Consider the following 23988-nt stretch of genomic DNA (forward strand, 5'->3'; position numbering starts at 1 on the left):
GCGGCGGGCCCAGGTTGTCCGGCTCGCGCATCATCACCCGCGCTCCATCCCGGCGGCCGGTGCGGGGATCGGCATGGCCGGCACGACCTGCGACGGCCGCGCGCGGGTGGGGGTGGGAGTGGGACCGGGCTCCGGCGCCCTGCTGGCCGGCACCCGCTTCGTCCGCGCCGGGGTCTCGGAACCCGCTTCCGCCGAACTCCCCGCGCCGGCGGCCGCCAGCCCCGAGGCGGCGCCCTCGGCGCCGAGCCGCTGCCGCAGAGTATTCAGGGCGCGGGAGGTCTGGCTCTTCACCGTGCCGGTGGAGATGTCGAGCAGGGCAGCGGTCTGCGCCTCGGTCAGGTCTTCGTAGAAGCGCAGCACGAGCACCGCGCGCTGGCGGGCCGGGAGCGCCTTGACGTGCCGCCACAGAGCGTCGCGCTCGAGCTGCTCCTCGATCTGGTCGGGGGCCGCCCGCTCGGGGAGGACCTCGGTGGGGCGCTCGCCGTGCCAGCGCCGCCGCCACCAGCTTGTCGCGGTGTTGACCAGGACACGCCGCGCGTACGGCTCCACGGCCTCGATCTCGCCCAGCCGCTTCCACGCAAGGTACGTCTTGGTGAGGGCGGTCTGGAGGAGGTCTTCGGCGGTGGCCCAGTCACCGGCGAGCAGGTAGGCCGTGCGAAGCAGGGCGGCGGAGCGTGCCGCGACGAACTCGCGGAACTCCTCCTCCATTTCCTGCCTGGCGGCCGACACTCATCGCCTCCCCGTGATAGGTGCCCTTCCGAAGGTTGTCACAGCCCCTGCACAAGGGCCATGGCACGGACGGGCAAACCACCGCCGGCTGCGGTAACGAAAGTGTGGAGGTCGGGGCGGCGTCTGTCAGGCGCCGTCTTCGGCCGGGCTTTCTTCGGCCTTGCCGAGGCGCGCCTCGACAGCCTGCGGCTCGTACATCTCCTCGACGACGCGGAGATAGAGCTCATTGGGGTTGGGCAGGTGCTTGACCTCGCGAAGCGCCTGGTCCTGGCCGGCCGACTCCAGCACGAACGTGCCGTAGTTGAGCAGGCGGCCGAGCGGGGATTGCTCGTACTTCATGTCGGTGACGCGCAGTAGCGGCATCATGCCGACCTTGCGGGTGACGATGCCGTTGACCACCATGACCCGCTTGTTGGTCAGGATGAACCGGTCGAAATACCAGTCACCGATCTGCCACGTGACCCAGCCCATCACGGCGAACCAGAGGATGACCGCGGCCGTGGTGAGGCCGTTGACATCCTGCCGGGCGAGGAAGCCGGACAGGTAGCCGAGCGCGAACGTCGCGACGGTGCCGATCAGCAGCGGCGTGGTCAGGTGGATCCAGTGCCGCTTCCACTCCCCACGGTAACGCTCCGTAGGGAAAAGGTATCGGGCGACCAGCGAGCTGGGCTCGTCCTCCAACGGCAGCACGCGCCGCGGCCCGATCGGCATACCGGCGGCATCGACCCGCAGGCCGGCCAGCTCGTCCTCGGAGAACTCGGGCGGCAGGTAGCTCCCGCGCCCACTCTCCCCGTAGTCCGCACCCTCGGAGTAGGCCGTGCCGTCCGAATAGGAGGCCCCTCGGGAATACGCCGCGTCCTCGCCGTAGCCGGGACCGTCACCCCGCGTACGCGGGATGGGCTCCGTGTCGCGCTGGCGACGCAGTCGTTCGGGCTCGTCAGGGTCGTCGGGGGGTCCGCCCGGTGCGCTGCCCATGAGTGACTATGCGATCAGGCTGGTTACGAAGTCGCCAAGGCCTTGTGCAATGTCGGCGGCCGTGCTGCCCAGAGCCTGGAACACGTCCGCCGCTGAATCAGGCCGGTACGCGATGAAAAACAGCAGGAACGCGACTCCACCCCAGAGGAAGATCTTCTTGATCATTGCAGGGCCGTCCCTCCGCACTGCAGCCGCCGAGCCGGTGTCGGCAGTACCCAGAGTATCAGTCGAGCGTCATTACGTGTTGATCCAAGTCCACTGGAAAACGCGCTCACGCTCTCCCGTGCAAGTACGGCGAAGGTGCGCCGTACACAAGCTCGGGCGGCAACCACTCGGAGATGTCGTGCAGCACGACATGCTCCGCGAGGAGGTAACCCGCGCTCGCCGGCCAGGCTATCGCATACAGCCACATCCCCCTGGCTTCCCCAGCGTAGGCGCACCGATCCGTCGGCGACTTCACAGACCAAAGTGGAGTCGGATGACCGCCCACTTTGATCTTCGCGTGAGGTCCACCGTGGTCACCCCCGGGCGAGCCCTCGTCGCCCAGCGCGTCGGCGATCAGCGCACCCGGATCCGGGCCCGGAAGGCCGCCGAACCGGTTGCCCAGCCCGACGCCCGGCTCCTCCGCCACGAACACCAGATCGGCCGGCCCGCCACGCAGTGGGGACGGCCCGCTACAGGCCACAGCTGTGGCGCGCACGCCCGTGCGGTCGTCACCGGCCCAGGCCACCCCGGTCATCGTCCAGCCCGGCGGCAGCGGCCAGGGGCACCACGCCGGGACCGGTGGCCGGCCGCTCGCCTCCTGCGCCTTTTCGACCGCGGCAAGCACGCCCGCCACGATGTCGGCGCCCACGTGCTCGGCGACGTGCAGCGGTGGCACCGGGCCGTCTTCGTCGCAGCGCCAGTCGGTGTGCATCAGGTCTGGCGGTCGCACCGGACCGCCACATCTCGGGCAACTCATCTCAATGCCCACCTCCCTACCCTGCGGGCCGCACCGCCTTCCCGTCAAGGTCTTCAGAGGCTGGCGGGGCCTCCGGCGGGGGTGGGCCGGCGTGCGCGCGGATCCAGGCGTGCATGGCGATTCCGCTGGCCACGCCCGCGTTGATCGAGCGGGTGGAGCCATACTGAGCAATCGAGAAGACCTCGTCGCAGGAGGCTCGCGCGACGTCCGAGAGCCCCGGTCCCTCCTGGCCGAAAAGCAGCACACACCGCCGCGGCAGCGTCACCGCCTCCATCGGGTGCGCACCGGGCAGGTTGTCGATACCCACCACCGGCAGTTCCTGCACATGCGCCCAGGCGACGAACTCTTCGATCGTCTCGTGGTGCCGTACATGCTGGTAACGGTCAGTCACCATTGCGCCCCGCCGGTTCCACCGGCGCCGCCCGACGATGTGGACCTCCGCGGCCAGAAACGCGTTGGCGTTGCGCACGACAGTGCCGATGTTGAGATCGTGCTGCCAGTTTTCGATCGCCACGTGGAAGTCGTGCCGCCGCTCGTCGAGATCGGCCACGACCGCCTCGCGCCGCCAGTACCGGTAGCGGTCGACCACGTTGCGCCGGTCACCCTGCGCGAGCAGCTCAGGGTCAAAGCGCGGATCGGCCGGCCACTCACCTGGCCACGGCCCGACGCCGACCTCAATCTCATCGCCACTCACGGTCATCAGAGGGTACGGCCTACGCCCGGCCGCCCAAAGCGGCGGGCGGGCCGATGCCCTCAGCGCAGGGCGAGAGCGCGCGCCAGGTCGTCGAGGAACCGCCGCTCGGCCTCGCTGACCTGCTCACCGCCGAGCCCCAGCAGATCGCCGAAGCGGGCCGCGCCGCAGACCCGCGCGGCCACCGACTGCACCCACTGGCGATATGCCGCCGAATCGGCCGGGTCGGCCCGGGCGGCCAGCACCCCGGTCGCCCGGCGGCAGGCTTCCAGCACCTCGGCGAAGCCAGCGGCCCGGTCGGTGAACTCCTCCGCCGTGGGCCGATCGTCGTCGGCCTCGGCGTAGATGGCGGAAACGACGGCCCGGACCAGATCACTGTCGAACGCCCGCCCGGCGGCGATCGCGTCGAGCCCGGCGAGGCCTTCAGCGACCGTACGGCGGGCGCCGTCCGGCTCGGCGGATGTGGCTGCCACGATCACCCGCGCGGGCAGGTGGGTCAGCAGCTCCCACTCGCCCGGTGCGAACGCCATCGCGGCGACCTGGCCGGCGGTGCCTGGAGAAGGTTGGTCTGCGGACTGGTTCGGCATAGCGACCTCCCGAGGTCAGCATATGCCCAGTTTTGCGGCGATGCGTGGCTTGCGGTGCAGGCCTGCGTGTCGGAGGTTTCAGATCTTCGCTTCGGGGAAGCTGGGCCGGTCCGGGTCGGCACCGCCGAGCACCGCGGGATGGCGGGCCCCTGGGGGCTCGGCGCCGTTTCGAAACTGACCCCGGACGCAATGAGCGGCGGGGCCCTCCCCGGCACCCGCCGCCCACGCTTTGATGAGTCGATTTTGCCGTGCAACTCGCACTGACGAAAGGTTTCAGGGGGAGACGGAGGTCACAGTTATACCTTTGTGACATTACAGTTAGTGAAGGACGAGTGACTTACCACCCAGCGTTGTCGATCTCCACCGGCTACACCAGCCAGGACGTTCGAAGGTTTTCTGTGTTACGGTCAGGTAAATCCGTGGGATCGCTCCCATCACCATCGGTGACGCTCCGATCATCGCCGTTGGTCACTGTTCGGACGGGCCCGGCAGGTCGCTGACATAACCCCTGGTGAGACCCGCCACGCCGCGCCGGGTGTCCGGTTCGACGGGAATGCAGGCCCGCCTCGCTAGGTTTCAGTACCCGTAGGCGACATCCCTGTGATCGGAGAGATCAAATGGCGACCGTTGAGCTGACCACGACGAACTTCGACGAGGTGACCAGCAAGGACGGCACCGTACTGGTCGATTTCTGGGCCAGCTGGTGTGGTCCCTGTGTCCGGTTCGCGCCGATCTACGAGCGCTCCTCGGAAAAGCACCAAGACATCGTGTTCGGCAAGGTCGACACCGAGGCGCAGCAGGAGCTCGCGGCCAAGTTCGAGATCCGGTCGATTCCGACCATCATGGCCATCCGCGACGGCGTGATCGTGTTCGCGCAGCCCGGTGCGCTGCCCGAGTCGGCGCTCGAGTCGCTGATCGAGCAGGTGCAGGGGCTCGACATGGACGACGTCCGCAAGAAGCTCGCCGCGCACAACCACTGACAAGCCTTTCCCGCACCGCAGAGGGCGCCCCGCACCGTTGAGGGGCGCCCTTGCTCATGCGGGTACGCCTCAGGCCACGTGGGCCTCGTACGCCGCGATCGTGTCCGCCAGAATCTCCGCGCCCGGGCGGGCCCACAGGTCGGCGTGGAAGACCTCCACCTCGACCGGCCCGGTGTAGCCCGCCGCGTCGACCGCCTCGCGGAAGCGCCGCAGCTCGATGCAGCCCTCCCCCGGCAGCCCTCGCCCCAGCAGCACGCCCTCGGGCAGCGGGGTGATCCAGTCGGCGGCCTGGAAGCTGGCGATCCGCCGCTCCCGGCCGGCCCGCGCGATCTGCGCCCAGACCGAGTCGTCCCACCACACGTGGTAGGTGTCGACGACCACGCCGACCGCCTCGGCCGGGTACGGCGCGGCGAGGTCGAGCGCCTGGCCGAGGGTGGAGACCACGCACCGGTCCGAGGCGAACATCGGGTGCAGTGGCTCGATCGCCAGCTGGACGCCCGCCTCCACAGTGGCCGGCACAAGGCGACCGATCGACTCGCCGATGTGACTGCGGGCCGCGTCGATATCGCGGCTACCGGGCGGCAGCCCGCCTGAGACAAGCACGAGTACCGGCGCCCCGAGCACCTGCGCCTCTTCCACGGCGCGACGATTCTCCTCGTACCACTGCGGGTTGTCGAAGAAACCCCCGCGGCACAGTGAGGTGACCTCGATCCCGGCGTCTTTCACGAGCGCCGCGGTCTTCTCCAGGCCAAACTCCGCGACCTGCCCGCGCCACAGCCCCACCCGCGTGACGCCGGCCTCGACACAGCCGGCGACGAGGTCCGGGATCGGCCACCGGTTGGCCGTCGCCTGGTTGAACGAAAAGCGCGTCACAGCTCGGGAATCTCCATGCGGCGGCCCTCTCGCGCGGACCGCAGACCGAGCTCGGCGAGCTGGACGCCGCGGGCGCCGGCCCAAAGATCCCAGGTGTACGGCGCGTCCTCGACCACGTGCCGCAGGAAGAGCTCCCACTGCGCCTTGAAGCCGTTGTCGAACTCCTCGTTGTCCGGCACGACCTGCCACTGCGAGCGGAAGTCCTCGGTGGCCGGCAGGTCAGGGTTCCACACCGGCTTGGGGGTGGTGGCGCGGTGCTGGACGCGGCAGTTGCGCAGACCGGCGACGGCACTCCCCTCGGTGCCGTCCACCTGGAACTCCACCAGCTCGTCGCGGTAGACCCGGACGGCCCACGAGGAGTTGATCTGCGCGACGATGCCGCCCTCGATCTCGAAGATCCCGTACGCCGCGTCGTCGGCCGTCGCGTCGTAGCCCACGCCGGCCTCGTCCCAGCGGCGGTCGATGTGGTTGGTGACGTGTGCGGTCACCGCCTTGACGGTGCCGAAGATCTGCTCCAGCACGTAGTGCCAGTGCGGGAACATGTCCACTGTGATGCCGCCGCCGTCCGCGGCCCGGTAGTTCCACGAGGGACGCTGGGCGGCCTGCCAGTCGCCCTCGAAGACCCAGTAGCCGAACTCGCCGCGCACCGACAGGATGCGCCCGAAGAAGCCGCCCTCGACGAGGCGGGCCAGCTTGCGCAGGCCAGGCAGGAAGAGCTTGTCCTGCACGACGCCGTGCTTGATGCCCGCGGCATCGGCGAGACGGGCCATGTCGACGGCGGTGGCCAGGTCTTCGGCGATCGGCTTCTCGGTGTAGATGTGCTTGCCCGCGTCGATCGCGGCGCGCAGTGCCTTTTCCCGCTGGGCGGTCACCTGGGAGTCGAAGTAGACCTCGACGTCCGGGCGGGCCAGCGCGGCCGTCAGGTCGGTGGTCCAGTCGGTGAGGCCGTGCCGATCGGCGATCTCGCGGAGCTTTGCCTCACTCCGGCCGACGAGCACCGGCTCCGGCCACAACCGTGTGCCGTCGCGCAGCGGCAGCCCGCCCTGCTCGCGGATCGCGAGCAGCGACCGCACCAGATGCTGCCGATATCCCATCCGGCCGGTCACGCCGTTGAGCGCGATGCCGATCGTCCTGCGGGCCATGCGGAGGTCCAATCGTAGCGAGGTAAGCGCTTTCCTCGATCACCGTACTGGCGATCCCCGTTGCGCTGCAAGGCCTTTCCTACATATGGGCAGGTCCACGGTATTCTCAATCGGCAAGTGGCCCTGGAGCCTGCCTCCTGGATCTCGGTGGAGCAAGGCGAGGTCCAGGCGGCCTTCGGGCGACCGGTGCTCGTGTGCGTGAGTCGGAGGGTTCGGATGGCGACGCTGGCCGATGTCGCGCGGCGCGCGGGCGTATCGCCGGCCACCGCGTCACGGATCATCAACGGCAGCCCCAAGCCGGTCACCGACGCGCTCCGCGAGCGGGTGCTGGCCGCCGTCGAGGAGCTCCAGTACGTGCCGAACGCGCACGCCCAGCTCCTGGCCCGCTCGCACCGTACGGCGATCGGCGTGATCGTCCACGACGTCTCCGACCCGTACTTCGCGGAGATCACCCGGGGCCTCCAGCGGGTCGCCACCGCGCACGGCCGCCTGGTGATCATCTGCAACAGCTACCGCGACCCGGTCAAGGAGCTTGAGTACGTCGAGCTGCTCCGCGCCCACCAGGTCGCCGCGATCGTGCTGGCCGGCTCCGGCTACCACGACGAGGAGTTCACGAAGGCGCTCGACGGCAAGCTCCGGGTGTACGAGAGCACGGGCGGCCGGGTCGCCGTGATCGGGCGGCACGAGCACGCCGGCGACGCGGTGGTGCCGGACAACGAGATGGGTGGCTACCTGCTCGCCAGCCACCTGTACGAGCTCGGCCACGAGCAGATCGGCGTGATCGCCGGGCCGAAGCAGCTCACCACCACCACCGACCGGCTCGCCGGCCTGCGCCGAGCGGCCCGGGAGTACGGTCGCAAGCTGCCCGCCTCCTGCGTGGCGTACGCCGACTTCGACCGCACCAGCGGCGCCGACGCGGCCGCCACACTCCTGGACGCCGAGCCCAGCCTCACCGCGCTCGCCGCGCTCAACGACTCGATGGCGATCGGCGCGCTGTCACTGCTCCGCTCCCGCGGCATCGCGGTGCCGGAGCGGGTCAGCGTCATCGGCTTCGACGACATGCCGATCGCCCGCGACGTGACGCCGGCGCTGACCACCGTACGGCTGCCGCTTGTAGACATGGGCGCCCGGGCGATGACCCTCGCCCTGGAGGAGCCGGCCGATCGCGTGGCGCCCCGGATCGAGCAGGTGGGCGCCGAGCTGGTCCGGCGGGACAGCACCGGCGCGCCGGCGTAGCTGCTTGCGTTCTGCTCGTACACATGTTCGAATAGGCTGCATGCGCTGGGACAACCTGTCGGCTCCCCCCGACGGGGAGGTCCCGGATGGGCCAGCGCCAGCGGCTCCACCCCTGCCGCTGGCGCTGCCCGGAGCGGTGGCCCGCACGTTCGACACACCGGGCTTCGCCGGCATGACGTTCTACGAGGTGCAAGCCAAGAGCATCATCAACCGGGTTCCCGCCTCGTCCCGCATGTCGTTCATGTGGACCGTCAACCCGTATCGCGGGTGCAGCCACGCGTGCAGCTACTGCCTGGCCGGCGACACGCCGATCCTGATGGCGGACGGCTCCACCCGGGCACTTCGTGACCTCAAGGTCGGCGACGCGATCTACGGCACGGTTCCGGTCGGTACGTCCCGGCGTTACACGGTCACGACCGTTCTCGCCCATTGGAGCACCACAAAGCCGGCGTATCGCGTGACGCTCGCCGACGGCACCCAGCTGATCGCGAGCGGCGACCACCGCTTCCTGAGTGAGCGCGGCTGGCGGCAGGTGGCGGAGGGCCCGCGCGGGCCGGGGCTGGCCGCCGGCGACCAGTTCATGGGCACTGGGCAGTTCGCCGAGGGTCCCAAGGACTCGGCCGACTACCGGCGCGGTTACCTGAGCGGCATGATCCGGGGCGACGCGCACCTCGCCACGTATGCGCCGGAGGCGGTCGACCGCTCGCTGGACTACCTGGCCGGTTTCGGCGCCGCGACCATCGACGCGATCCGCGACCTGATCCGCTGGCCCGATCGGGTCAGCGACGACTGGTGCAAGGGCTTCCTCGCCGGCGTCTTCGACTCCGATGGCAGCCGCGACGGCCGTGACCTGTGGATCCGCAGTAACGACACGGAGATCCTCGACCAGATCGCCGCGGCGCTGCGCCGGTTCGGGTTCGACGCGTGGCTGGAAAGCTCCCACGCCGCGGTGCGGCTGCGCGGTGGCCTGACCGAGCACATGCGCTTCTACCACCTCGCGGATCCGGCGATCAGCCGCAAGCGCTCGATCTCCGGCCGGACCGTCGGGTCGGACGCCCGGCTCCGCGTCGTCTCGATCGAGCCGCTCGGCGTCGACCTGCCGCTGTACGACATCACCACCGGCACCGCCGACTTCATCGCCAACGGCGTGGTAAGCCACAACTGCTTCGCCCGCGGCACGCACACCTACCTGGACCTCGATGCCGGGCACGACTTCGACACCAAGGTCGTCGTCAAGGTCAACGCGGGCGAGCTCGTGCGGCGCGAGCTGGCCGCGCCCAAGTGGCGGGGCGAGCACATCGCGATGGGCACCAACGTCGACCCGTACCAGCGGGCCGAGGGGCGATACCGGCTGATGCCGCGGATCCTGTCGGCGCTGCGCGACTTCGCCAACCCGTTCTCGATCCTCACAAAGGGCACGCTGATCCTGCGCGACCTGCCACTGCTCCGGCAGGCGGCCGAGGTGACGCAGGTGGGCGTGGCGATGTCGGTGGGCTTCGTCGACGAGCGGATGTGGCGGTCAGTGGAGTCCGGTACCCCCAGCCCTCGGCGGCGGCTCGACGCGGTGCGCGCGCTGACCGACGCCGGCTTCCGGGTGAGTGTGCTGATGGCGCCGATCCTGCCCGGCCTCACCGACACCGAGGAGTCGATCGAGGCCACGGTCACGGCGATAGCCGCCTCCGGGGCGGCCAGCGTCACGCCGATCCCGCTGCACCTGCGACCCGGCGCCCGAGAGTGGTACGCGTCGTGGCTGACCCGCGAGTTTCCGGCGCTGGCCCCGCACTACCGCCGGCTGTACGGGCGGGGTTCATACCTGCCGAAGGAGTACCAGCGCGAGGTGACCGCCCGGGTGCGCATGGCCGCCCGGCGGCACGGCCTCGATCGCACCGAGCCCGGCGAGGCCCGCCAAACCGAGCCGCCACCACAGCCGCCGGAGCCAGAGCAGTTAACCCTGCTGTAGCCAACCGGTGGCGGAGGGATGCTCTACTTGGCTGTGCTCCCGCCGGATGAGCTCCTCGCCGCGGTGCGGGCCCGAGTCAATCGGTATGTGAACAGCGGCGACGTAGAAGACGTGCTGGACCCGGCGGGCGTGCGCGACGCGCAGGCACTGCTGACGGTGACCGAAGAGACCCACGACGCCCGGGCGGACGGCGCACTGCCCTGGATCCACGCCTATCACGCGGCCGGACTCCTGCATCATGCCCGCGATGTCGCCCGGCCGGACGGCGCCGACCGGGAGCAGGCCGACTCGCTGCTGGGTCCGGTGTACGAGTGGGTTCCCGACCTGGCCACGCAGGTGCGCAAGCTGACCGAGGTGCCCAGGCAGCCGCTGCGGCTCAACCCCCAGCGGATCGCGGTCTTCTCGTTCTCCGGGTCACCGCTCGACGACATCGACGCGGTCATCACCGCCACCCGGCACGCGATCCGCGAGTGCCGTGACTGGTCGGAGAGCCTGGCGTTCCGGATGAACCTCGCCGAGGCCCACCACCTGCGCTTCGTCCGCACGGGTGACGTGGCGGATCTCACCGACGCGATCACGACGGCGCGGGCGGTGCTCGGAGAGACAGCGAGATACGACCCGAAGTACACCAACCGGCTCAGCACGTTCGGCGGCTTCCTCCAGGCGCGGTTCCTGTCCACCATGGACGTGACCGACGTGGACGCGGCGATCCAGTCGTACGAGAAGGCGCTGGCCGCCGCAGGTGCCGACCACGAGGACCGCCCGATGTACCTGTCCAACCTCGGGCAGACCAGGCTTCTGCGGTACGCGTACGTGTCGCAGGACCTCGCCGAGCTCGACGCCGCGGTGGCGGAGCTCCAGACAGCGGTGGACACGACCACACCGGACGACCCGGGTCGGGGCACCCGGCTCAGCGGGCTGCACCAGGCGTACCGGGCCCGGTACGAGGCCACGAACGAGTTCCCCGACCTTGCCTCGGCGATGCGTACGGCGCACGCGGCGGTGGAGGCGACGCCGCCGGACCACATGGACTATCTCGAGCGCATCTTCGACGTCGGCGTCACCCACCTCGCGCGGTACGAGCGGCTCGGCGACGAGGCGGACAACGCGGCGGCGACCGAGATCGCGCAGAGCATCCAGCGCACCGTGCCGACGGACCACCCGCTCCACGCGCTGGCCGCCGACCTCCTCGACCGGTCCCGCGGGGTGTACCGGAATGCGTGATCGAAATCGAGCTATCGTCACAAACGTGCGAAGCGCTCAGCAGATCCTGGCGGAGTCCGCGGTCATCGCGGTGGTCGGCGCGTCCCGCCACCCCGAAAAGCCGGCACACACCGTGCCGTTGCAGATGCGGCGCCACGGCTGGCGGATCATCCCCGTCAACCCGTACGCGGACGAACTGTTCGGCGAGAAGGTCTACCGGAGGCTCGCCGACATCCCAGGGAAGGTCGACCTCGTCGACGTGTTCCGCCCGGCCGAGGACGCGGTCGACGTCGTGCGCCAGGCGGTCGCGATCGGGGCGCCCGCGGTCTGGCTACAGCTCGACATCGTCTCGGCCGAGGCCCGCCGCATCGCGACCGAGGCGGGCATCGACTACGTGGAAAATCGTTGCCTCGCGGTCGAGCGCGCGCTGGGCCAGCTCACCCGCCTTCCGGCCGCCTGAGCCGTGCCGGCGTCGCACAAAACCGGACTCGCGCGGGACGAGAGGTTTTCCTACCCTGCGAAGCATGACCTCCCCGGCACAACCCTCCCCCGGTCCGGAGATCTCGTGACCCGACACGTCCGGGAGGACCTCACCACCGGCGTGAGCAACGTGCAGGCCACGGCGTTGCTGCTGGGCCTGGGCGCGTTCGCCCTGCGCGTGGTGGTGGAGTTCGGCATCGAGCCGATGTCCTGGCGACTGAGCTTCGTGCCGGCGTTCGCGGTCTACGCGGCCGGCGCGGTGACGGCGCTGGCCGTACCCCTGCTTGCTTTCAACCGCCTGTGCCCACGACCGCGACCGGCCCCGCGGACGCTGCTGATCGGCCCGGACCGCGGGCACCCGGCGTTCGTGACGCCGACGTCGCCGTGGATGGTGGGGCCGTTCGTCATCATGCTGATGTTCCTGGCCGGCAACGGGTTGGCGACCGACCGCGCGCCGGACGGCGACGTGAGCATCTCCGCGGCCGGCTGGGCGCAGACGGTGGTGACCGTCGCGTTGATCTTCGCGGTGGCGGGCTGGACCCTCTTCCGCGGTCCGCGAGTGGAGCTGCGGCCGGGCGGGCTGCTCGTGCGGACCGTGCGCACCCGCTTCGTCGAGTGGGAGGCGGTGCTCGCGAGTGGGCCGCCGGCACCGGTGGAAAAGCCCCGGCAGATCTCGATACTCGTGCGTCGGCAGCAACCGGATTACGGCGCGTACGTGGTGCGCATCCTGCACCGCTGGCTCGCCGTCGACGCCGCTTTCCTCGCCGGCGCGATCCGACACTACGTCGACAACCCGCAGCACCGGGCCGACATAGGCACCCGCAACGAGCTTGACCGACTGATCGCTTCGCTGGACTTCTGAGCATCGGCCGGATTTCCGACTGCAGAATGGCGCATCGGCTCTCATCTGTGCCGTTCGTACATGTAAAACTCTTCGGGTGACGTACCCGGCCCCAGACGAGCCGTCGCAGCAGCGGCGTGTGGTCGTCTACGGCCGGGCCAACCAGGGGTCCGTGCACTACCGGCCGCTGCGCAAGGGGCGACCGGTGTCCGACCCGGCGCCGGTACCGGGCCCGACCAGCAAGGTGGCGAAGTCGGCAAACCGGCGGCGCTTCGTGCTGTTCGTGGTGGCGCTGCTCGCGGCGATCGCGTTCGGCACCGCGTTCATCGGGGTGGTGCTCGCCAGCCCGGCGCCGATGGCGCACGTGCCGAACGCGCCCGCGCGCGAGGTGCCCGAGCCGGAGCACCATCCGCTGCCGCCGACCGGCCGCGGTGTGCCGGCCGAGCACGCGCAGCCGGCCGCGGGCAAGTCCGGCTCGCCCGCGGGCACCACGAGGCATCACCAGACCGGCACGACCAAGCACGCGGCGGGAGTAGGCGGCGAGGCGGCAAGTCCGACCGGACCGGCGCCGAGCCCGACGGTGTACTACCAGAACTGCAACAAGGCCCGCAGGGCCGGCGCCGCGCCGCTCCACCCCGGCGACCCCGGCTACTCCACGAGGCTCGACAAGGACGGCAACGGCATCGCCTGCGACGAGAAAGACAAGAAGGACAAGGGCTGACTCCCGAACGGTCACGTGTGTGAAAAGGTTCACCGGGCCTAGTACCGTGCCGGGGGGACAAGGAGGCAATAGAAATGACCGACCCGTACCAGCCGCAGCAGCCTTACGACCCCAACCAGCCGCAGCAGCCGTATTCGGACCCGTATGGCACGCCGCAGTCCGGGTCGCCGGCCGCCCCGTACGGCAGCCAGCCTGGGTCGCCCGGTCCGTCCTACGGTGGCCAGCCCGGTTCGCCCTCCGCGCCCTACAGCGGTCCGCCTTACACAGGCCAGCCGTACCAGGGCCAGGAGTACGGGAGCCAGCCCTACGGAGGCCAGCCCTATGGCGGGCAGTACAGCACGCCGCAGTACGGCGCGCAGGGCTATGGCACCTCCCAGTACCCCGCTTCCGGCTACGGCACTCCGCAGTCGAGCAGCATGAACGTGATGGCGATCCTGTCGCTTGTGTTCGCGTTCGTCTTCCCGCCGGTGGGCATCGTGCTCGGCCACATTTCCAAGAAGCAGATCAAGGAGCGCGGTGAGCAGGGCGGCGGGCTGGCCACCGCAGGCCTCGTGCTCGGCTACATCTTCACCGGGCTGTCCGTGCTCAGTTGCTGCTTCGTCATCGTCGCCGCGATGGCCAGCGGCGGCAGCAGCTCCACGTACTAGCTGAGCCGGGGCGCGGGCTCCGGGCCTACCGGAACTGCGCCTCGCGCACGCTGTTGCCTCCGTCGACGACGAGCATCTGCCCGGTGATGTACGACGCGGCCGGCGAGCAGAGGAACGTGATCGCGGCCGCCACCTCGTCCGGCGTGCCCGGCCGGCCGATCGGCGTGCCCAGGCCCTGCTTGAGTTCGGCCACAGTGGACGCCGCGGTGTAGATCGTCCCGGGCGCGACCGCGTTGACCGTCACGCCGTCGGCGACCATCTCCATGGCCAGGGCTCGGGTGAGGCCGACCACACCGGCCTTGGCCGCCGCGTACGCCGCCTCGGTGGGCAGCGCGTTGATCGGGCCGGCGGTGGCGGCGAGGTTGACGATGCGCCCCCACCCGCGCTCAGCCATGCCGCCGATGAACGCCCGGCTGCACAGGAACGCCGTGGTGAGGTTTCGGTCGATCTCGGCCCGCCACTCGTCGAACGTGAGCTGCGCGACCGGCCGCAGCACCTCCGGGCTGGTACGGCTGGCGAGGCCGGCGTTGTTGACCAGCACCTCGACGTCGCCAAGCTGCTCGGCGATCGCGTCGGCCAACGCGCCCACCTCGGACTCGTCGGTCAGGTCGGCGACGAATCCGGTGGCACCCAACTCCGACGCGCGCTCGTGGATGCGACGCGTGGTGGACACGATCGCCACCCGCGCGCCGAGGTCGACGAGCCGGCGGGCGGTCGCGTACCCGATACCGTCGGGACTGCCGGCGCCGGTGACAAGCGCCACCTTGCCGTCGAGGCGGAGCGTGCCGTAGTCGGGCGCGGGGGTCGCGTCGTCGTCCATGCCCGCGATCCTGCCCGGTCCGCGCGGTGTGGGCAACGACGGGGGTACCCATCGAGTGGCCCGGGACAGCTACCCTGACGGCCGACCCCTACCACGGAGATCGTGATGACGTACCAGCAGCCGGGCAACTGGAGCGACCCTTCCTGGCCGCAGCAGGGCAAGCAGGACGCGGGCTACCCGGGCTACCCGGTCAGCGGTGAGCCGATCCCGCAGGGCTACGCGGCACCGATGTACCCCGGCTACGGGTACCCTCCGCCCCAGCGAGCTACCAACGGCTTGGCGATCGCCTCGCTGGTCTGCTCGCTCGCCGGCCTCGCGACCTGCATCAGCGCGCCGGTTGGCGCGATCCTCGGCCACATTGCGCGGCGGCAGATCCGGGAGCGGGGCGAGGGTGGCGAGGGCTTGGCGCTGGCCGGCATCATCGTCGGCTGGATCCTGACCGGCCTGCTGGCCCTGGTCATCGCCTTCTACGTCGTGATCATCGTCATCGCGGTCAACGCCGAGACAAGCTCGACGTACTGACGCTCAACCCTCCGGCGAGAAGGTGCTCGTACGCCGCATGCCCGCGGCGCGGCCCTTGGCGGCGATGACCAGCGCCATCTTGCGTGACGCCTCGTCGATCATCTCGTCACCGAGCATCACCGCGCCTCGCCGCCCACCCGCCTCCGACGTGTAGTGCTCATACGCGTCCAGGATCAACTCGGCGTGGTCGTAGTCCTCCTGAGCCGGCGAATACACCTCGTTGGCCGCCTCGATCTGCCCCGGATGCAACACCCACTTGCCGTCGAAGCCGAGCGCCGCCGACCGCCGCGCCACCTCACGAAAACCGTCCACATCCCGGATCTGCAGGAACGGCCCGTCGATCGCCTGCTTGTCATGCATCCGAGCGGCCATCAACAGCCGCATCAAAATGTAGTGATACGGGTCACCCGGATACTCCGGGATCAGCGCACCGACCGCCAGCGACCGCATGTTGATACTCGCCATGAAATCGGCCGGACCGAAGATGATCGTCTCCACCCGCGGCGACGCGCCCGCGATCGCGTCCACATTGACCAGACCAGCCGCATTCTCGATCTGCGCCTCGATACCAATGCGGCCCACCTCCAGACCGAGCGCCTTCTCGATCTGGGTCAACGTCAGGTCCAACCACTCCACATGCGACGCCGACTGCACCTTCGGCAACATCACACAGTCAAGGCCGGCACCGGCACCCTCGACCACCTCGACCACGTCCCGATACGTCCACGGCGTCGTCAGGTCGTTGACCCGCACCACCCGGGTCTTGCCACCCCAGCCGCCCTCTTTGAGCGCCGCCACGACGTTCTTACGAGCGGCCGGCTTCGCCAGCGGGGCCACCGCGTCCTCCAGATCGAGGAACACCTGATCAGCCGGCAGACCACGGGCCTTGTCCAGCATCTTCAGGCTCGACCCGGGGACAGCCAGGCAGGAGCGGCGCGGGCGTCCGGCTGCGACCATCGGGGCTCCTTAGCGATCGATCAGGCGCTGGGATAGGCAACGGTAATGCCGGCCTCGGACCGGCGAGAACCAACCTGTGGATGATCTCACTGCCGGTCAGACCACGGGCTCCGGCGGGCGGCGGAGCGCCCGCGTGCTACCGAGCACGACCACGGCGACGCCCACGACGAGCAGGGCCAGTCCGGGGTACGCGGCGGCGGGCGGGACCTGCCCGAGCCAGAGCCAGGCGATCACCGCCGAGCCGGGCACCTCGAGCAGAATCAGCATGCTGACCGTCGTCGCGGAGATCTTGTGCAGCGCGTAGTTGAACATCGAGTGCCCCAGCAGCTGGGCGCCCGCCACGATGCCGAGGATGGCGAGCCAGGTGCTCTGCTCGTACCCGCCCAGCCGGACCCCGCCGACGAGGCAGACCACCAGCAGCACCGCGGCGCAGACCGAGTAGCAGACAAGGGTGTACGAGGTGGTGCTCAGTGCGGCGCGGGCCCGCTCGCCGAGCCCGGTGTACACGGCGGCCGCCATCCCCCGGCCAGCGCCAGCAGGTCGCCGACGATCGCCCGGCTGGAGGTGCCGAGGTCGGCGCCGGTGGCGAGTACCGCGCCGGCGACCGCGATGCCGATCCCGAGCCACATGACCGGGCGCAGCCGCCGCCCCTGGGCGAGCGCGAGCAGGCCCTGCCACACCGGCTGGGTGGCGACCAGCGCGGTCGCGGTGGCCACCGAGGTGAGCTGGGCGCTCGGCATCCAGGTGGCGAAGTGGACCGCGAGTGCGAGGCCGGCCAGCACGCTGTACCGGGCTTCGCGACGGCGGTCGCCGGTGACCATGTCCCGCAGCTCGGCACGGCGGCGTACCAGCGCGAACGGGCCAAGCACACCGGCCGCGAGGAAGGTACGCCAGAAGGCGATGGCCAGGGCGGGAGCGGCCGCGTACGCGATCAGGGGCGCCGACGACGACACGGAGGCCACCGCCAGTCCGACCGCCGCCATCGTGAGGGGATCAAGGCGGTGATGCACGGTGATTTATCCTCACACGTAACTTGTTGCAGTTGAGCGATCGCCAACAGTGGCGACATCTTCCTCTGACCTGATCCGGATAGGCTCGCCCGATCCGTGCCCCGGAATGCCAACAGGACACATTGGAGGTTGATTCACCGTGTCCGTGTATCGTGCGGTGATTTTCGACTTTTTCGGCACTTTGACCTCGTCGGTGCGGCGAGGGCCGGCGCACGCCGCTGTCGCCCGCGCACTCGGCTGCGACCCGGAGACGCTGGTCGAGGTGCTCGACCGCTCGTACTACGACCGGGCCCAGGGCGGGCACGGCACCGCCGAGGAGACGATGCGGTGGCTGGCCGGGCAGGTCGGGGTCCGGCCCTCGCAAAGCGCGCTCCACGCCGCGCTGGCCGCCCGGCTCGCGGCGGTGCGCGCGGACATCACGCTGCGCTCCGACGCGGTGGCCACGGTCCGCGCGCTGCGCCTCCGCGGGCTGCGTACGGCGGTGGTGAGCGACTGCACGCACGAGCTGCCAGAAATCATGCCCACGCTGCCGGTCGCCAGCCTGCTGGACGCGTGCGTGTACTCCGTCGAGATCGGACACTGCAAGCCGAACGAGGCGATCTACCTGGCGGCGTGCGCACGGCTGGGCGTGCCGCCGAGCGAGTGCCTGTACGTCGGCGACGGCGGCAGCCGCGAGCTGACCGGCGCGGCCGGCGTTGGTATGACCGCGGTGCGGCTCGCCGCCCCCGATCTCTCCCAGCACCTGGTCTTCAACGCCGAGCCTGACTGGGCCGGGCCGGTGGTGACCTCGCTGTCGGAGCTGGTACGCATTGTCGACCGCGCGCCGGTCTCGGTCGGCTGAGTCGGGCGCCACGGAGTCCGGTTGAGGCATGATGCCTCCATGGCGGATCCACTTGTCACGGAGGCGCTGAAGAAGGCGGCCGTCGCCTGGGTGTCGGTCGGCGGCGAGCCGGCCCGCGCGCTGTGGTGCCTGCCGATCGACGACGCGCTGTACGTGGTGAGCGGCCCCGGCGAGCAGGCCGCGCCCGGCCTCGCTGACGCGGCGGAGGCGCGGGTGAGCCTGCGCGGCGACCACGGCGGGCGGATCGTGACCTGGCCGGCCAAGGTGACGCGGGTCGAGCCGCACAGCGAGGAGTGGACCGTCGTGGCGCCCCAGCTCGCCACCAAGCGGCTGAACGCGCCCGGCCCGGCCACCGCCCTCGCCGAGCGGTGGGCCGCCGAGTGCGCGGTCAACCGGCTGGCGCCCGCAGGCGACCCGGAGCCGCCGGGGGACGAGTCGGAGGCGGCGCCGCCCCGCGAGTCGCCCGCCGCGCGGCCCGCGAAGCGCCCCTTCCGCCTCCACCGCGTCCGGGGCGCCACGCGACGCTAGGGTCGAGAGATCTTTCAGGGTCGGGGTCACATTCGATTTCTTAAGATCGGTATTCGCCCCGGTCCGCGTCAGTCACAGACCGTATGCTCCCGCGGGCACCGCGCAGGCCGGCGGCTCGCTGGCGCTCGCCGAGATCCCCGACCTCCGCTGCCACGTCCGCGTTGGCGTACGCGAGAGATCGTGGTATCCAACTGCCCCTCCAGGGGCAACTAGGTACCACGATCTGCCAGACGCCGTCCCGTCGTAGCGCCGATCAAGGGGAAACCGAGCGCCCTTCGGGCGCATGTCTGCCGTGGATGGACCCCCGCCCAACCGCCGAGCCAGGCCAAAGGTTGGGCTTGGACCTCGGACCTAGCAGCCAAGGTCGCGGTCGGCCGACCACGACCCAGGGGTGAGCTTGCCCAACCGCGGAGGGTGAGGCCGCGGGAGCGACGGTCTGGACCACCGCGGGCATCGCGGTAGCTCGACTTCCTTGATTTTGGATATTTATCCGCGACCAAGACGCCGAGGCCACCGCGACTCCAAAGCTCTCTAGTCACGGCACGTTGATCCGGCCATCCGCGACCGGCACCACCTGGCCGGTCACGGTGGCCTTCACCGCCACGCCGCCCGCCGCCGTCACCGTACAGTCCAGTATGGACGGACGGTGGATCTCGGCGCCCTGCCGGACGGAGTACGCCGACTCGCCCTCGCCGGCCAGCAGCCCGCTCGTCACCAGCCACACGCCCAAGCCGAGCGCGGCCGAGCCCGTGGCCGGATCCTCAGCGACGCCGACACCGGGGGCGAACATCCGCACGTGCGCGGTGCTCGTGGCCGCGTCCCACGCCACGATCGTCACGCTGTCGACCCTCTCCCGGGCCGCCGCGCTGTGGTTGGGCACCGCGCGGGCCACCGCGTCGGGGTGCACCGCCAGGTAGGGGAAGTCGATGCCGCACCCGGCCATCCGCGGCGGCGGGCCGACGAAGTCCGCCGCGGCCAACCCGGCGACGGCGAGCAGGGGCGCGGGGTCGATCTCAGGGCCGACCGACGGAACGCCGCCGGTGAGGGTGGCCCGGCCGTCCGCCGCCACCTCGATCGGCAGCAGGCCGGCGCCGCACTCCTGGATCACCCGGCCCGGCCCGCCGGCCTGGACGACCGCGGCGCCAACGCTGGGGTGACCGGCGAACGGCAGCTCTACCTTCGGCGTGAAGATCCGCGCGCGGTACGTGGCTGCGGCCGGGTCGGTGGGCGGCAGGACGAACACGGTTTCCGAGAGGTTGAACTCCCGTGCAATCGCCTGGAGTTGATCGGTGGAGAGCGCCTGGGCGCCGAAGACCACCGCGAGGGGGTTACCGGTGAAGGCCCGGTCGGTGAAGACGTCAACGATCTGGTAGTCCAAGGTCGACATGCCTCCGCAGCCTATGGCACTACGCTGATCTGGTGACCACGGCGACCAGGGTGTACGTCGCCCGGCTCGCCGGGCTCCCCGTGTTCGACCCAAGCGGCGACCAGGTCGGCCGGGTCCGGGACGCGGTCGTGCGGCTGCGTACGACCAACCGCCCGCCCCAGGCTGTCGGCCTGGTCGCGGAGATGCCGCTGCGCCGCCGGATCTTCCTGCCCATGGGACGCGTGACCTCGATTCACGCGGACGCAGTGGAGCTCGGTACCGGCACGCTCAACCTACGCCGCTTCGAAAAGCGCCCCAACGAGCTGCTGGTCCTCGAAGACCTCCTGGACCGCCGGGTCACGGTCGAGCCGGACGAGGTGCCGGGCGTCGTGGTCGACGTGGCGATGGAGCCGAACCGGCAGCGTGAGTGGTCGCTCGTCCGCGTCGCGGTACGCCAGCACGCAGGCCGCCTCGCCCGCCGCGGCCACCTGCGGGAGGTCGACTGGGCGCGCGCCCGGGGCCTGATCGGGGTACCGGACACGCAGGGCACCGCCAACCTGCTCGCGCTTCTGGAGGGCATGCGCCCCGCCGACCTGGCCAACGCGCTCCAGGACATGACCGACGGGCGGCGCAACGAGGTGGCCGCCGCGCTGGATGACGAGCGCCTCGCCGACGTGCTGGGTGAGCTGCCCGAACACGACCAGGTCGAGATCCTCGCCGGGCTCGACCGCGAGCGGGCGGCGGACGTGCTGGAGGAGATGGACCCGGACGACGCCGCCGACCTGCTCGCCGAGCTACCTCGCGCGGAGCAGGGAGGTGCTCTTCGAGCTGATGGAGCCGGAGGAGGCCAACCCGGTCCGCCAGCTGATGAAGTACCACAAGGGGACGGCCGGCAGCGTGATGACGTCGGAGCCGGTGATCCTGACGCCGGACAGCACGGTGGCCGAGGCACTGGCCCGCATCCGCGAGCCCCAGCTGCCGCCCGCCGTGGCCGCGCAGGTCTTCGTGACCCGGGCGCCGATGGCCACGCCCACCGGGCGGTACCTGGGCATCGTCCACTTTCAGCGGCTGCTGCGGGAGCCGCCGGCCGAGATCCTCGGCGGGGTGCTGGACAGCGGGATAGACCCGCTCCGGCCGGAGACGCCGCTGGTGGAAGTGACCCGGCGGATGGCGACGTACGATCTTGTCGCGCTGCCTGTGGTCGACGGCGCCAACCGGCTTGTCGGCGCGGTCACCGTCGACGACGTCCTCGACCACTCCCTGCCGCCGGACTGGCGCGACCGGGACACCGCTCCGGGAGGTGCCGGTGGCTGACACATCCCGCCCTGGCCGGCTGGACCAGCCCCGCGAGCCGCGCCGGTTCCGCATGCCGCGCTTCAACCCGGAGGCCTTCGGGCAGTTGTCCGAGGGCATCGCCCGGTACATGGGTACGGCGAAGTTCCTGGTCTACATGACCGTGGTGATCCTGCTGTGGCTCGGCTGGAACGCGCTGGCCCCGGCTGGTCTGCGCTTCGACCCGTACACGTTCACGTTCCTGACGCTGATGCTCTCGCTACAGGCGTCGTACGCGGCCCCGCTGATCCTGCTCGCGCAGAACCGGCAGGCCGACCGCGACCGCGTGGCCCTGGAGCAGGATCGGCGGCGAGCGGAGATGCAGAAGGCGGACACCGAGTACCTGACACGCGAGATCGCGGCGCTGCGGATCGCGCTCGGCGAGGTGGCGACGCGCGACTTCGTCCGGTCGGAGCTACAGCGGCTGACCGAGGAGATCGCGGAATCGCAGAAACGCGCTCGCAAGGCCAAGAAGAAGGTCCCGTCCGAGCCTTACGACGACGAGGTCGACAGCGACCAGCCCTGAGCGGCCGCCAGCCCTGGAAAGGGCGGCACCGCGCAGCGGTCCAGAAAGGGTGGCGCCGCGCGCCGCACTGAGAGCGCTGTGGCTGGGCGCGCGGCGTTCTACACACGGAGGCCCTGGAAAAGGGTGGCGCCGCGCGCCTCAAGGGGCTAGGCGCGCGGCGTTCTACAACGATCGTCGCACCTCAGGGGGTACGGAGTCCAGACGGAAACCGACAATATCCAAAAAGACCACACAGGACCGGCGAGTGACTTAAAATGCACGCCTCCGCCCGCCGATACATGCGATTCAGGGGTATGCACCGACGTAGCATGGCGTACATGTCCGCACCGGTAAGCACAATCGAGGAAGCGGTGCAGGCCGCTCTCGCCACCGTCGACGACCCGGAGATCCGCCGCCCGATCACCGATCTCGGCATGGTCCGCTCCGCCACAGTCGACGCGTCCGGCGCGGTGAAGGTCGAGTTGCTGCTCACGGTCGCCGGCTGCCCGCTGCGCGACAAGCTCCGGACGGACATCACCGCCGCGGTCAGCGCCGTGCCGGGCGTGACCGCAGTCGAGATCGACTTCGGTGTGATGAGCCAGGAGCAGCGGCAGGAGCTACAGAGCCGGCTGCGCGGCGGTTCTACGCCCGAGCCGGTGATCCCGTTCGCCCAGCCCGGCTCGCGCACCCGGGTGTATGCGGTGGCAAGCGGCAAGGGCGGCGTCGGCAAGTCCAGCGTGACGGTCAACCTGGCGGCCGCGCTGGCCGCCCGCGGCCTCTCGGTCGGCGTGGTCGACGCGGACATCTACGGGCACTCGGTGCCCCGCATGCTCGGCGCGGACGGCAAGCCCACCCGCGTGGAAGACATGATCATGCCGCCCCAGGCGCACGGCGTGAAGGTCATCTCGATCGGCATGTTCACCGCCGGCAACGCCGCGGTCGTGTGGCGCGGGCCGATGCTGCACCGGGCGCTTCAGCAGTTCCTCGCCGACGTGTACTGGGGCGACCTCGACGTGCTGCTGCTCGACCTCCCCCGGGCACCGGCGACGTGGCGATCTCGCTGGCTCAGCTGCTGCCCAACGCCGAGATCCTGGTGGTGACCACCCCGCAGACCGCGGCCGCCGAGGTGGCCGAGCGGGCCGGCGCGATCGCGCTACAGACCCACCAGCGCCTTGTCGGTGTGGTGGAGAATATGTCCTGGCTGGAGCTGCCCACCGGCGAGCGGATGGAGATCTTCGGCGCGGGCGGGGGGCCACGGTCGCCGAGTCGCTCACCCGCGTGGTGGGCGCCGAGGTGCCACTGCTGGGTCAGATACCGTTGGACACCCGCGTGCGGGAGGCGGGCGACGCCGGCCGGCCGATCGTGCTGGAGGCGCCGGAAGCGCCGGCCTCGGTCGCGCTGCGGGACGTGGCCGACCGCCTCGCTCTACGCCGTGAGTCGCTGGTCGGCAAGCCGCTCGGCCTGCGCCCGTCCCGCTAGGGCCTGTTTCATAACGTTTGTCGAGGCGAGCCGGAGTCCAGGCGGCTTCTGGGCCCGGCGCAGCCCGACAAGGATCTTGAAGCAGGCCCGAGGTCCGGGGTGGCCGCCTCAGGTCGCGTCGATGTCGAACCTGTGCGGCCGAGTCGCCGGCGTAGTCGCGGGCGCGGGCGCGGGGCCGGGGTGTGGATGTCGACCGACGCTGCCACGTCGTTGATCTCGTCCTTGACGCCGTTGAGGTCGGACTTGACCGTGTCGTAAATGCCCCGCAGCGGCTTGCGCAGCTTCTCTTCGTCTTCCTCGCTGAGCAGGTGCTTGCGGATGAACGCCTTCGGGTGCAGGTCTTCGAGCTGGATGTCGGTGCCCAGCTCGCGGCTCAGGTCACCAGTGGCGTTTCGGGCCATGTTGCGCAGATTGCGCACCATGCGAAGGCCGTCGGAGATCACGTTGGGCAGCTTGTCGCCGAAGATGAGCAGGGCGAGCAGCAGGAGGGCGCCGATCTCCCACCAGTTGAGGTTTTCGAACACGCCAGGACCCCTCTCGTGCGCCGGCGCAGAGAGCCCACACGCCGGCCAAGAATGACCCTACTGGCGGTCTGGCGGTGC

23 protein-coding genes and 4 pseudogenes are annotated in these 23988 nt (G+C 70.5%); 14 read left to right on the plus strand and 13 right to left on the minus strand.

The annotated features are described in order from the left end of the window. Positions 1-33: 33 nt before the first annotated feature. The 6 genes from Pflav_RS30680 to Pflav_RS30705 all read right to left on the minus strand — a co-directional run bounded on the left by Pflav_RS30680 (position 34) and on the right by Pflav_RS30705 (position 3943). Positions 34-729 carry a SigE family RNA polymerase sigma factor gene (locus Pflav_RS30680; RefSeq protein ID WP_232072108.1) on the minus strand — a complete coding sequence of 232 codons (696 nt, stop codon included), beginning with the start codon at positions 727-729 and terminating at the stop codon, positions 34-36. A gap of 126 nt (positions 730-855) precedes the next feature. Further along, entirely contained in the window at positions 856-1704 is an 849-nt protein-coding gene (locus Pflav_RS30685; protein ID WP_173040213.1) for a PH domain-containing protein, read from the minus strand. Between the two features lie 6 nt (positions 1705-1710). Next, positions 1711-1869: a hypothetical protein gene (locus Pflav_RS30690; protein WP_173040216.1), complete on the minus strand. Its 159-nt coding sequence runs from the start codon at positions 1867-1869 to the stop codon at positions 1711-1713. Between the two features lie 106 nt (positions 1870-1975). Continuing rightward, a complete protein-coding gene (locus Pflav_RS30695; RefSeq protein WP_332107804.1) occupies positions 1976-2665 on the minus strand; it encodes a DUF6758 family protein in 690 nt (229 codons plus the stop codon). A gap of 16 nt (positions 2666-2681) precedes the next feature. Beyond that, positions 2682-3365 carry a TrmH family RNA methyltransferase gene (locus tag Pflav_RS30700; RefSeq protein WP_415624347.1) on the minus strand — a complete coding sequence of 228 codons (684 nt, stop codon included), beginning with the start codon at positions 3363-3365 and terminating at the stop codon, positions 2682-2684. Between the two features lie 53 nt (positions 3366-3418). Then, a complete protein-coding gene (locus tag Pflav_RS30705; protein ID WP_173040220.1) occupies positions 3419-3943 on the minus strand; it encodes a hypothetical protein in 525 nt (174 codons plus the stop codon). 617 nt (positions 3944-4560) lie between these two features. Between Pflav_RS30705 and trxA the strand changes: the two genes are divergently transcribed. Continuing rightward, positions 4561-4923 (plus strand): thioredoxin, encoded by a 363-nt coding sequence (trxA, locus tag Pflav_RS30710; RefSeq protein WP_173040222.1) that lies wholly within the window; start codon positions 4561-4563, stop codon positions 4921-4923. Positions 4924-4992: 69 nt separating this feature from the next. Here the strand turns inward: trxA and Pflav_RS30715 are convergent, their stop codons facing one another. Then, positions 4993-5796: a sugar phosphate isomerase/epimerase family protein gene (locus tag Pflav_RS30715; protein WP_173040224.1), complete on the minus strand. Its 804-nt coding sequence runs from the start codon at positions 5794-5796 to the stop codon at positions 4993-4995. After that, complete coding sequence (locus tag Pflav_RS30720) at positions 5793-6938, minus strand: Gfo/Idh/MocA family protein (protein ID WP_173040226.1); 1146 nt, start codon at positions 6936-6938, stop codon at positions 5793-5795. The genes Pflav_RS30715 and Pflav_RS30720 overlap by 4 nt, the downstream gene beginning before the upstream one ends. Positions 6939-7154: 216 nt before the next feature. On the opposite strand from Pflav_RS30720, the gene Pflav_RS30725 reads away from it, so the two are divergent. From Pflav_RS30725 to Pflav_RS30755, 7 genes are all read left to right on the plus strand, one after another. Further along, positions 7155-8174, plus strand: a complete 1020-nt coding sequence (locus Pflav_RS30725; RefSeq protein WP_173040228.1) for a LacI family DNA-binding transcriptional regulator — start codon at positions 7155-7157, stop codon at positions 8172-8174. A 40-nt stretch (positions 8175-8214) separates the two neighbouring features. Continuing rightward, positions 8215-10134 (plus strand): intein-containing Rv2578c family radical SAM protein, encoded by a 1920-nt coding sequence (locus Pflav_RS30730; protein WP_173040229.1) that lies wholly within the window; start codon positions 8215-8217, stop codon positions 10132-10134. 18 nt (positions 10135-10152) lie between these two features. Next, entirely contained in the window at positions 10153-11358 is a 1206-nt protein-coding gene (locus tag Pflav_RS30735) for a hypothetical protein (protein WP_173040231.1), read from the plus strand. Positions 11359-11383: 25 nt separating this feature from the next. Continuing rightward, entirely contained in the window at positions 11384-11797 is a 414-nt protein-coding gene (locus Pflav_RS30740) for a CoA-binding protein (protein ID WP_173040233.1), read from the plus strand. 105 nt (positions 11798-11902) lie between these two features. Continuing rightward, positions 11903-12679 carry a hypothetical protein gene (locus Pflav_RS30745; RefSeq protein ID WP_173040235.1) on the plus strand — a complete coding sequence of 259 codons (777 nt, stop codon included), beginning with the start codon at positions 11903-11905 and terminating at the stop codon, positions 12677-12679. A gap of 76 nt (positions 12680-12755) precedes the next feature. Then, positions 12756-13379 carry an excalibur calcium-binding domain-containing protein gene (locus tag Pflav_RS44180; protein WP_197938789.1) on the plus strand — a complete coding sequence of 208 codons (624 nt, stop codon included), beginning with the start codon at positions 12756-12758 and terminating at the stop codon, positions 13377-13379. A gap of 74 nt (positions 13380-13453) precedes the next feature. Then, positions 13454-14026: a DUF4190 domain-containing protein gene (locus Pflav_RS30755; RefSeq protein ID WP_173040237.1), complete on the plus strand. Its 573-nt coding sequence runs from the start codon at positions 13454-13456 to the stop codon at positions 14024-14026. Positions 14027-14051: 25 nt separating this feature from the next. On the opposite strand, the gene Pflav_RS30760 is transcribed toward Pflav_RS30755, so the two are convergent. After that, the gene (locus Pflav_RS30760; RefSeq protein WP_173040239.1) at positions 14052-14846 is read right to left on the minus strand and encodes an SDR family NAD(P)-dependent oxidoreductase; all 795 of its coding nucleotides are present in this window, start codon (positions 14844-14846) and stop codon (positions 14052-14054) included. A gap of 105 nt (positions 14847-14951) precedes the next feature. Between Pflav_RS30760 and Pflav_RS30765 the strand changes: the two genes are divergently transcribed. Continuing rightward, a complete protein-coding gene (locus Pflav_RS30765; RefSeq protein WP_173040241.1) occupies positions 14952-15368 on the plus strand; it encodes a DUF4190 domain-containing protein in 417 nt (138 codons plus the stop codon). Positions 15369-15371: 3 nt separating this feature from the next. On the opposite strand, the gene Pflav_RS30770 is transcribed toward Pflav_RS30765, so the two are convergent. Together Pflav_RS30770 and Pflav_RS30775 are read right to left on the minus strand one after the other, a co-directional pair. Next, the gene (locus Pflav_RS30770; protein ID WP_173040243.1) at positions 15372-16325 is read right to left on the minus strand and encodes an HpcH/HpaI aldolase/citrate lyase family protein; all 954 of its coding nucleotides are present in this window, start codon (positions 16323-16325) and stop codon (positions 15372-15374) included. A gap of 96 nt (positions 16326-16421) precedes the next feature. Further along, a pseudogene (locus Pflav_RS30775) lies at positions 16422-17308 on the minus strand (DMT family transporter). 166 nt (positions 17309-17474) lie between these two features. Here Pflav_RS30775 and Pflav_RS30780 point away from each other — a divergent pair. After that, complete coding sequence (locus tag Pflav_RS30780) at positions 17475-18176, plus strand: HAD family hydrolase (protein WP_173040245.1); 702 nt, start codon at positions 17475-17477, stop codon at positions 18174-18176. A gap of 39 nt (positions 18177-18215) precedes the next feature. Next, positions 18216-18704: a hypothetical protein gene (locus tag Pflav_RS30785; RefSeq protein WP_173040247.1), complete on the plus strand. Its 489-nt coding sequence runs from the start codon at positions 18216-18218 to the stop codon at positions 18702-18704. A gap of 535 nt (positions 18705-19239) precedes the next feature. Here Pflav_RS30785 and Pflav_RS30790 read toward each other — a convergent pair. Next, complete coding sequence (locus Pflav_RS30790) at positions 19240-20091, minus strand: PhzF family phenazine biosynthesis protein (protein WP_173040249.1); 852 nt, start codon at positions 20089-20091, stop codon at positions 19240-19242. Positions 20092-20123: 32 nt separating this feature from the next. Here Pflav_RS30790 and Pflav_RS30795 point away from each other — a divergent pair. The 3 genes and pseudogenes from Pflav_RS30795 (at position 20124) to Pflav_RS30805 (ending at position 23386) form a co-directional block, all read left to right on the plus strand. Next, a pseudogene (locus Pflav_RS30795) lies at positions 20124-21384 on the plus strand (magnesium transporter MgtE N-terminal domain-containing protein). A gap of 52 nt (positions 21385-21436) precedes the next feature. Then, positions 21437-21928 carry a DUF1003 domain-containing protein gene (locus tag Pflav_RS30800; protein WP_377310487.1) on the plus strand — a complete coding sequence of 164 codons (492 nt, stop codon included), beginning with the start codon at positions 21437-21439 and terminating at the stop codon, positions 21926-21928. Positions 21929-22245: 317 nt separating this feature from the next. Further along, positions 22246-23386, plus strand: a pseudogene (locus Pflav_RS30805) (Mrp/NBP35 family ATP-binding protein). Positions 23387-23550: 164 nt separating this feature from the next. Here the strand turns inward: Pflav_RS30805 and Pflav_RS30810 are convergent. Further along, positions 23551-23910, minus strand: a pseudogene (locus tag Pflav_RS30810) (Sec-independent protein translocase family protein); the annotation flags it as partial. Positions 23911-23988: the final 78 nt, after the last annotated feature.

This window comes from Phytohabitans flavus, assembly GCF_011764545.1.
Classification (GTDB): Bacteria; Actinomycetota; Actinomycetes; order Mycobacteriales; family Micromonosporaceae; genus Phytohabitans; species Phytohabitans flavus.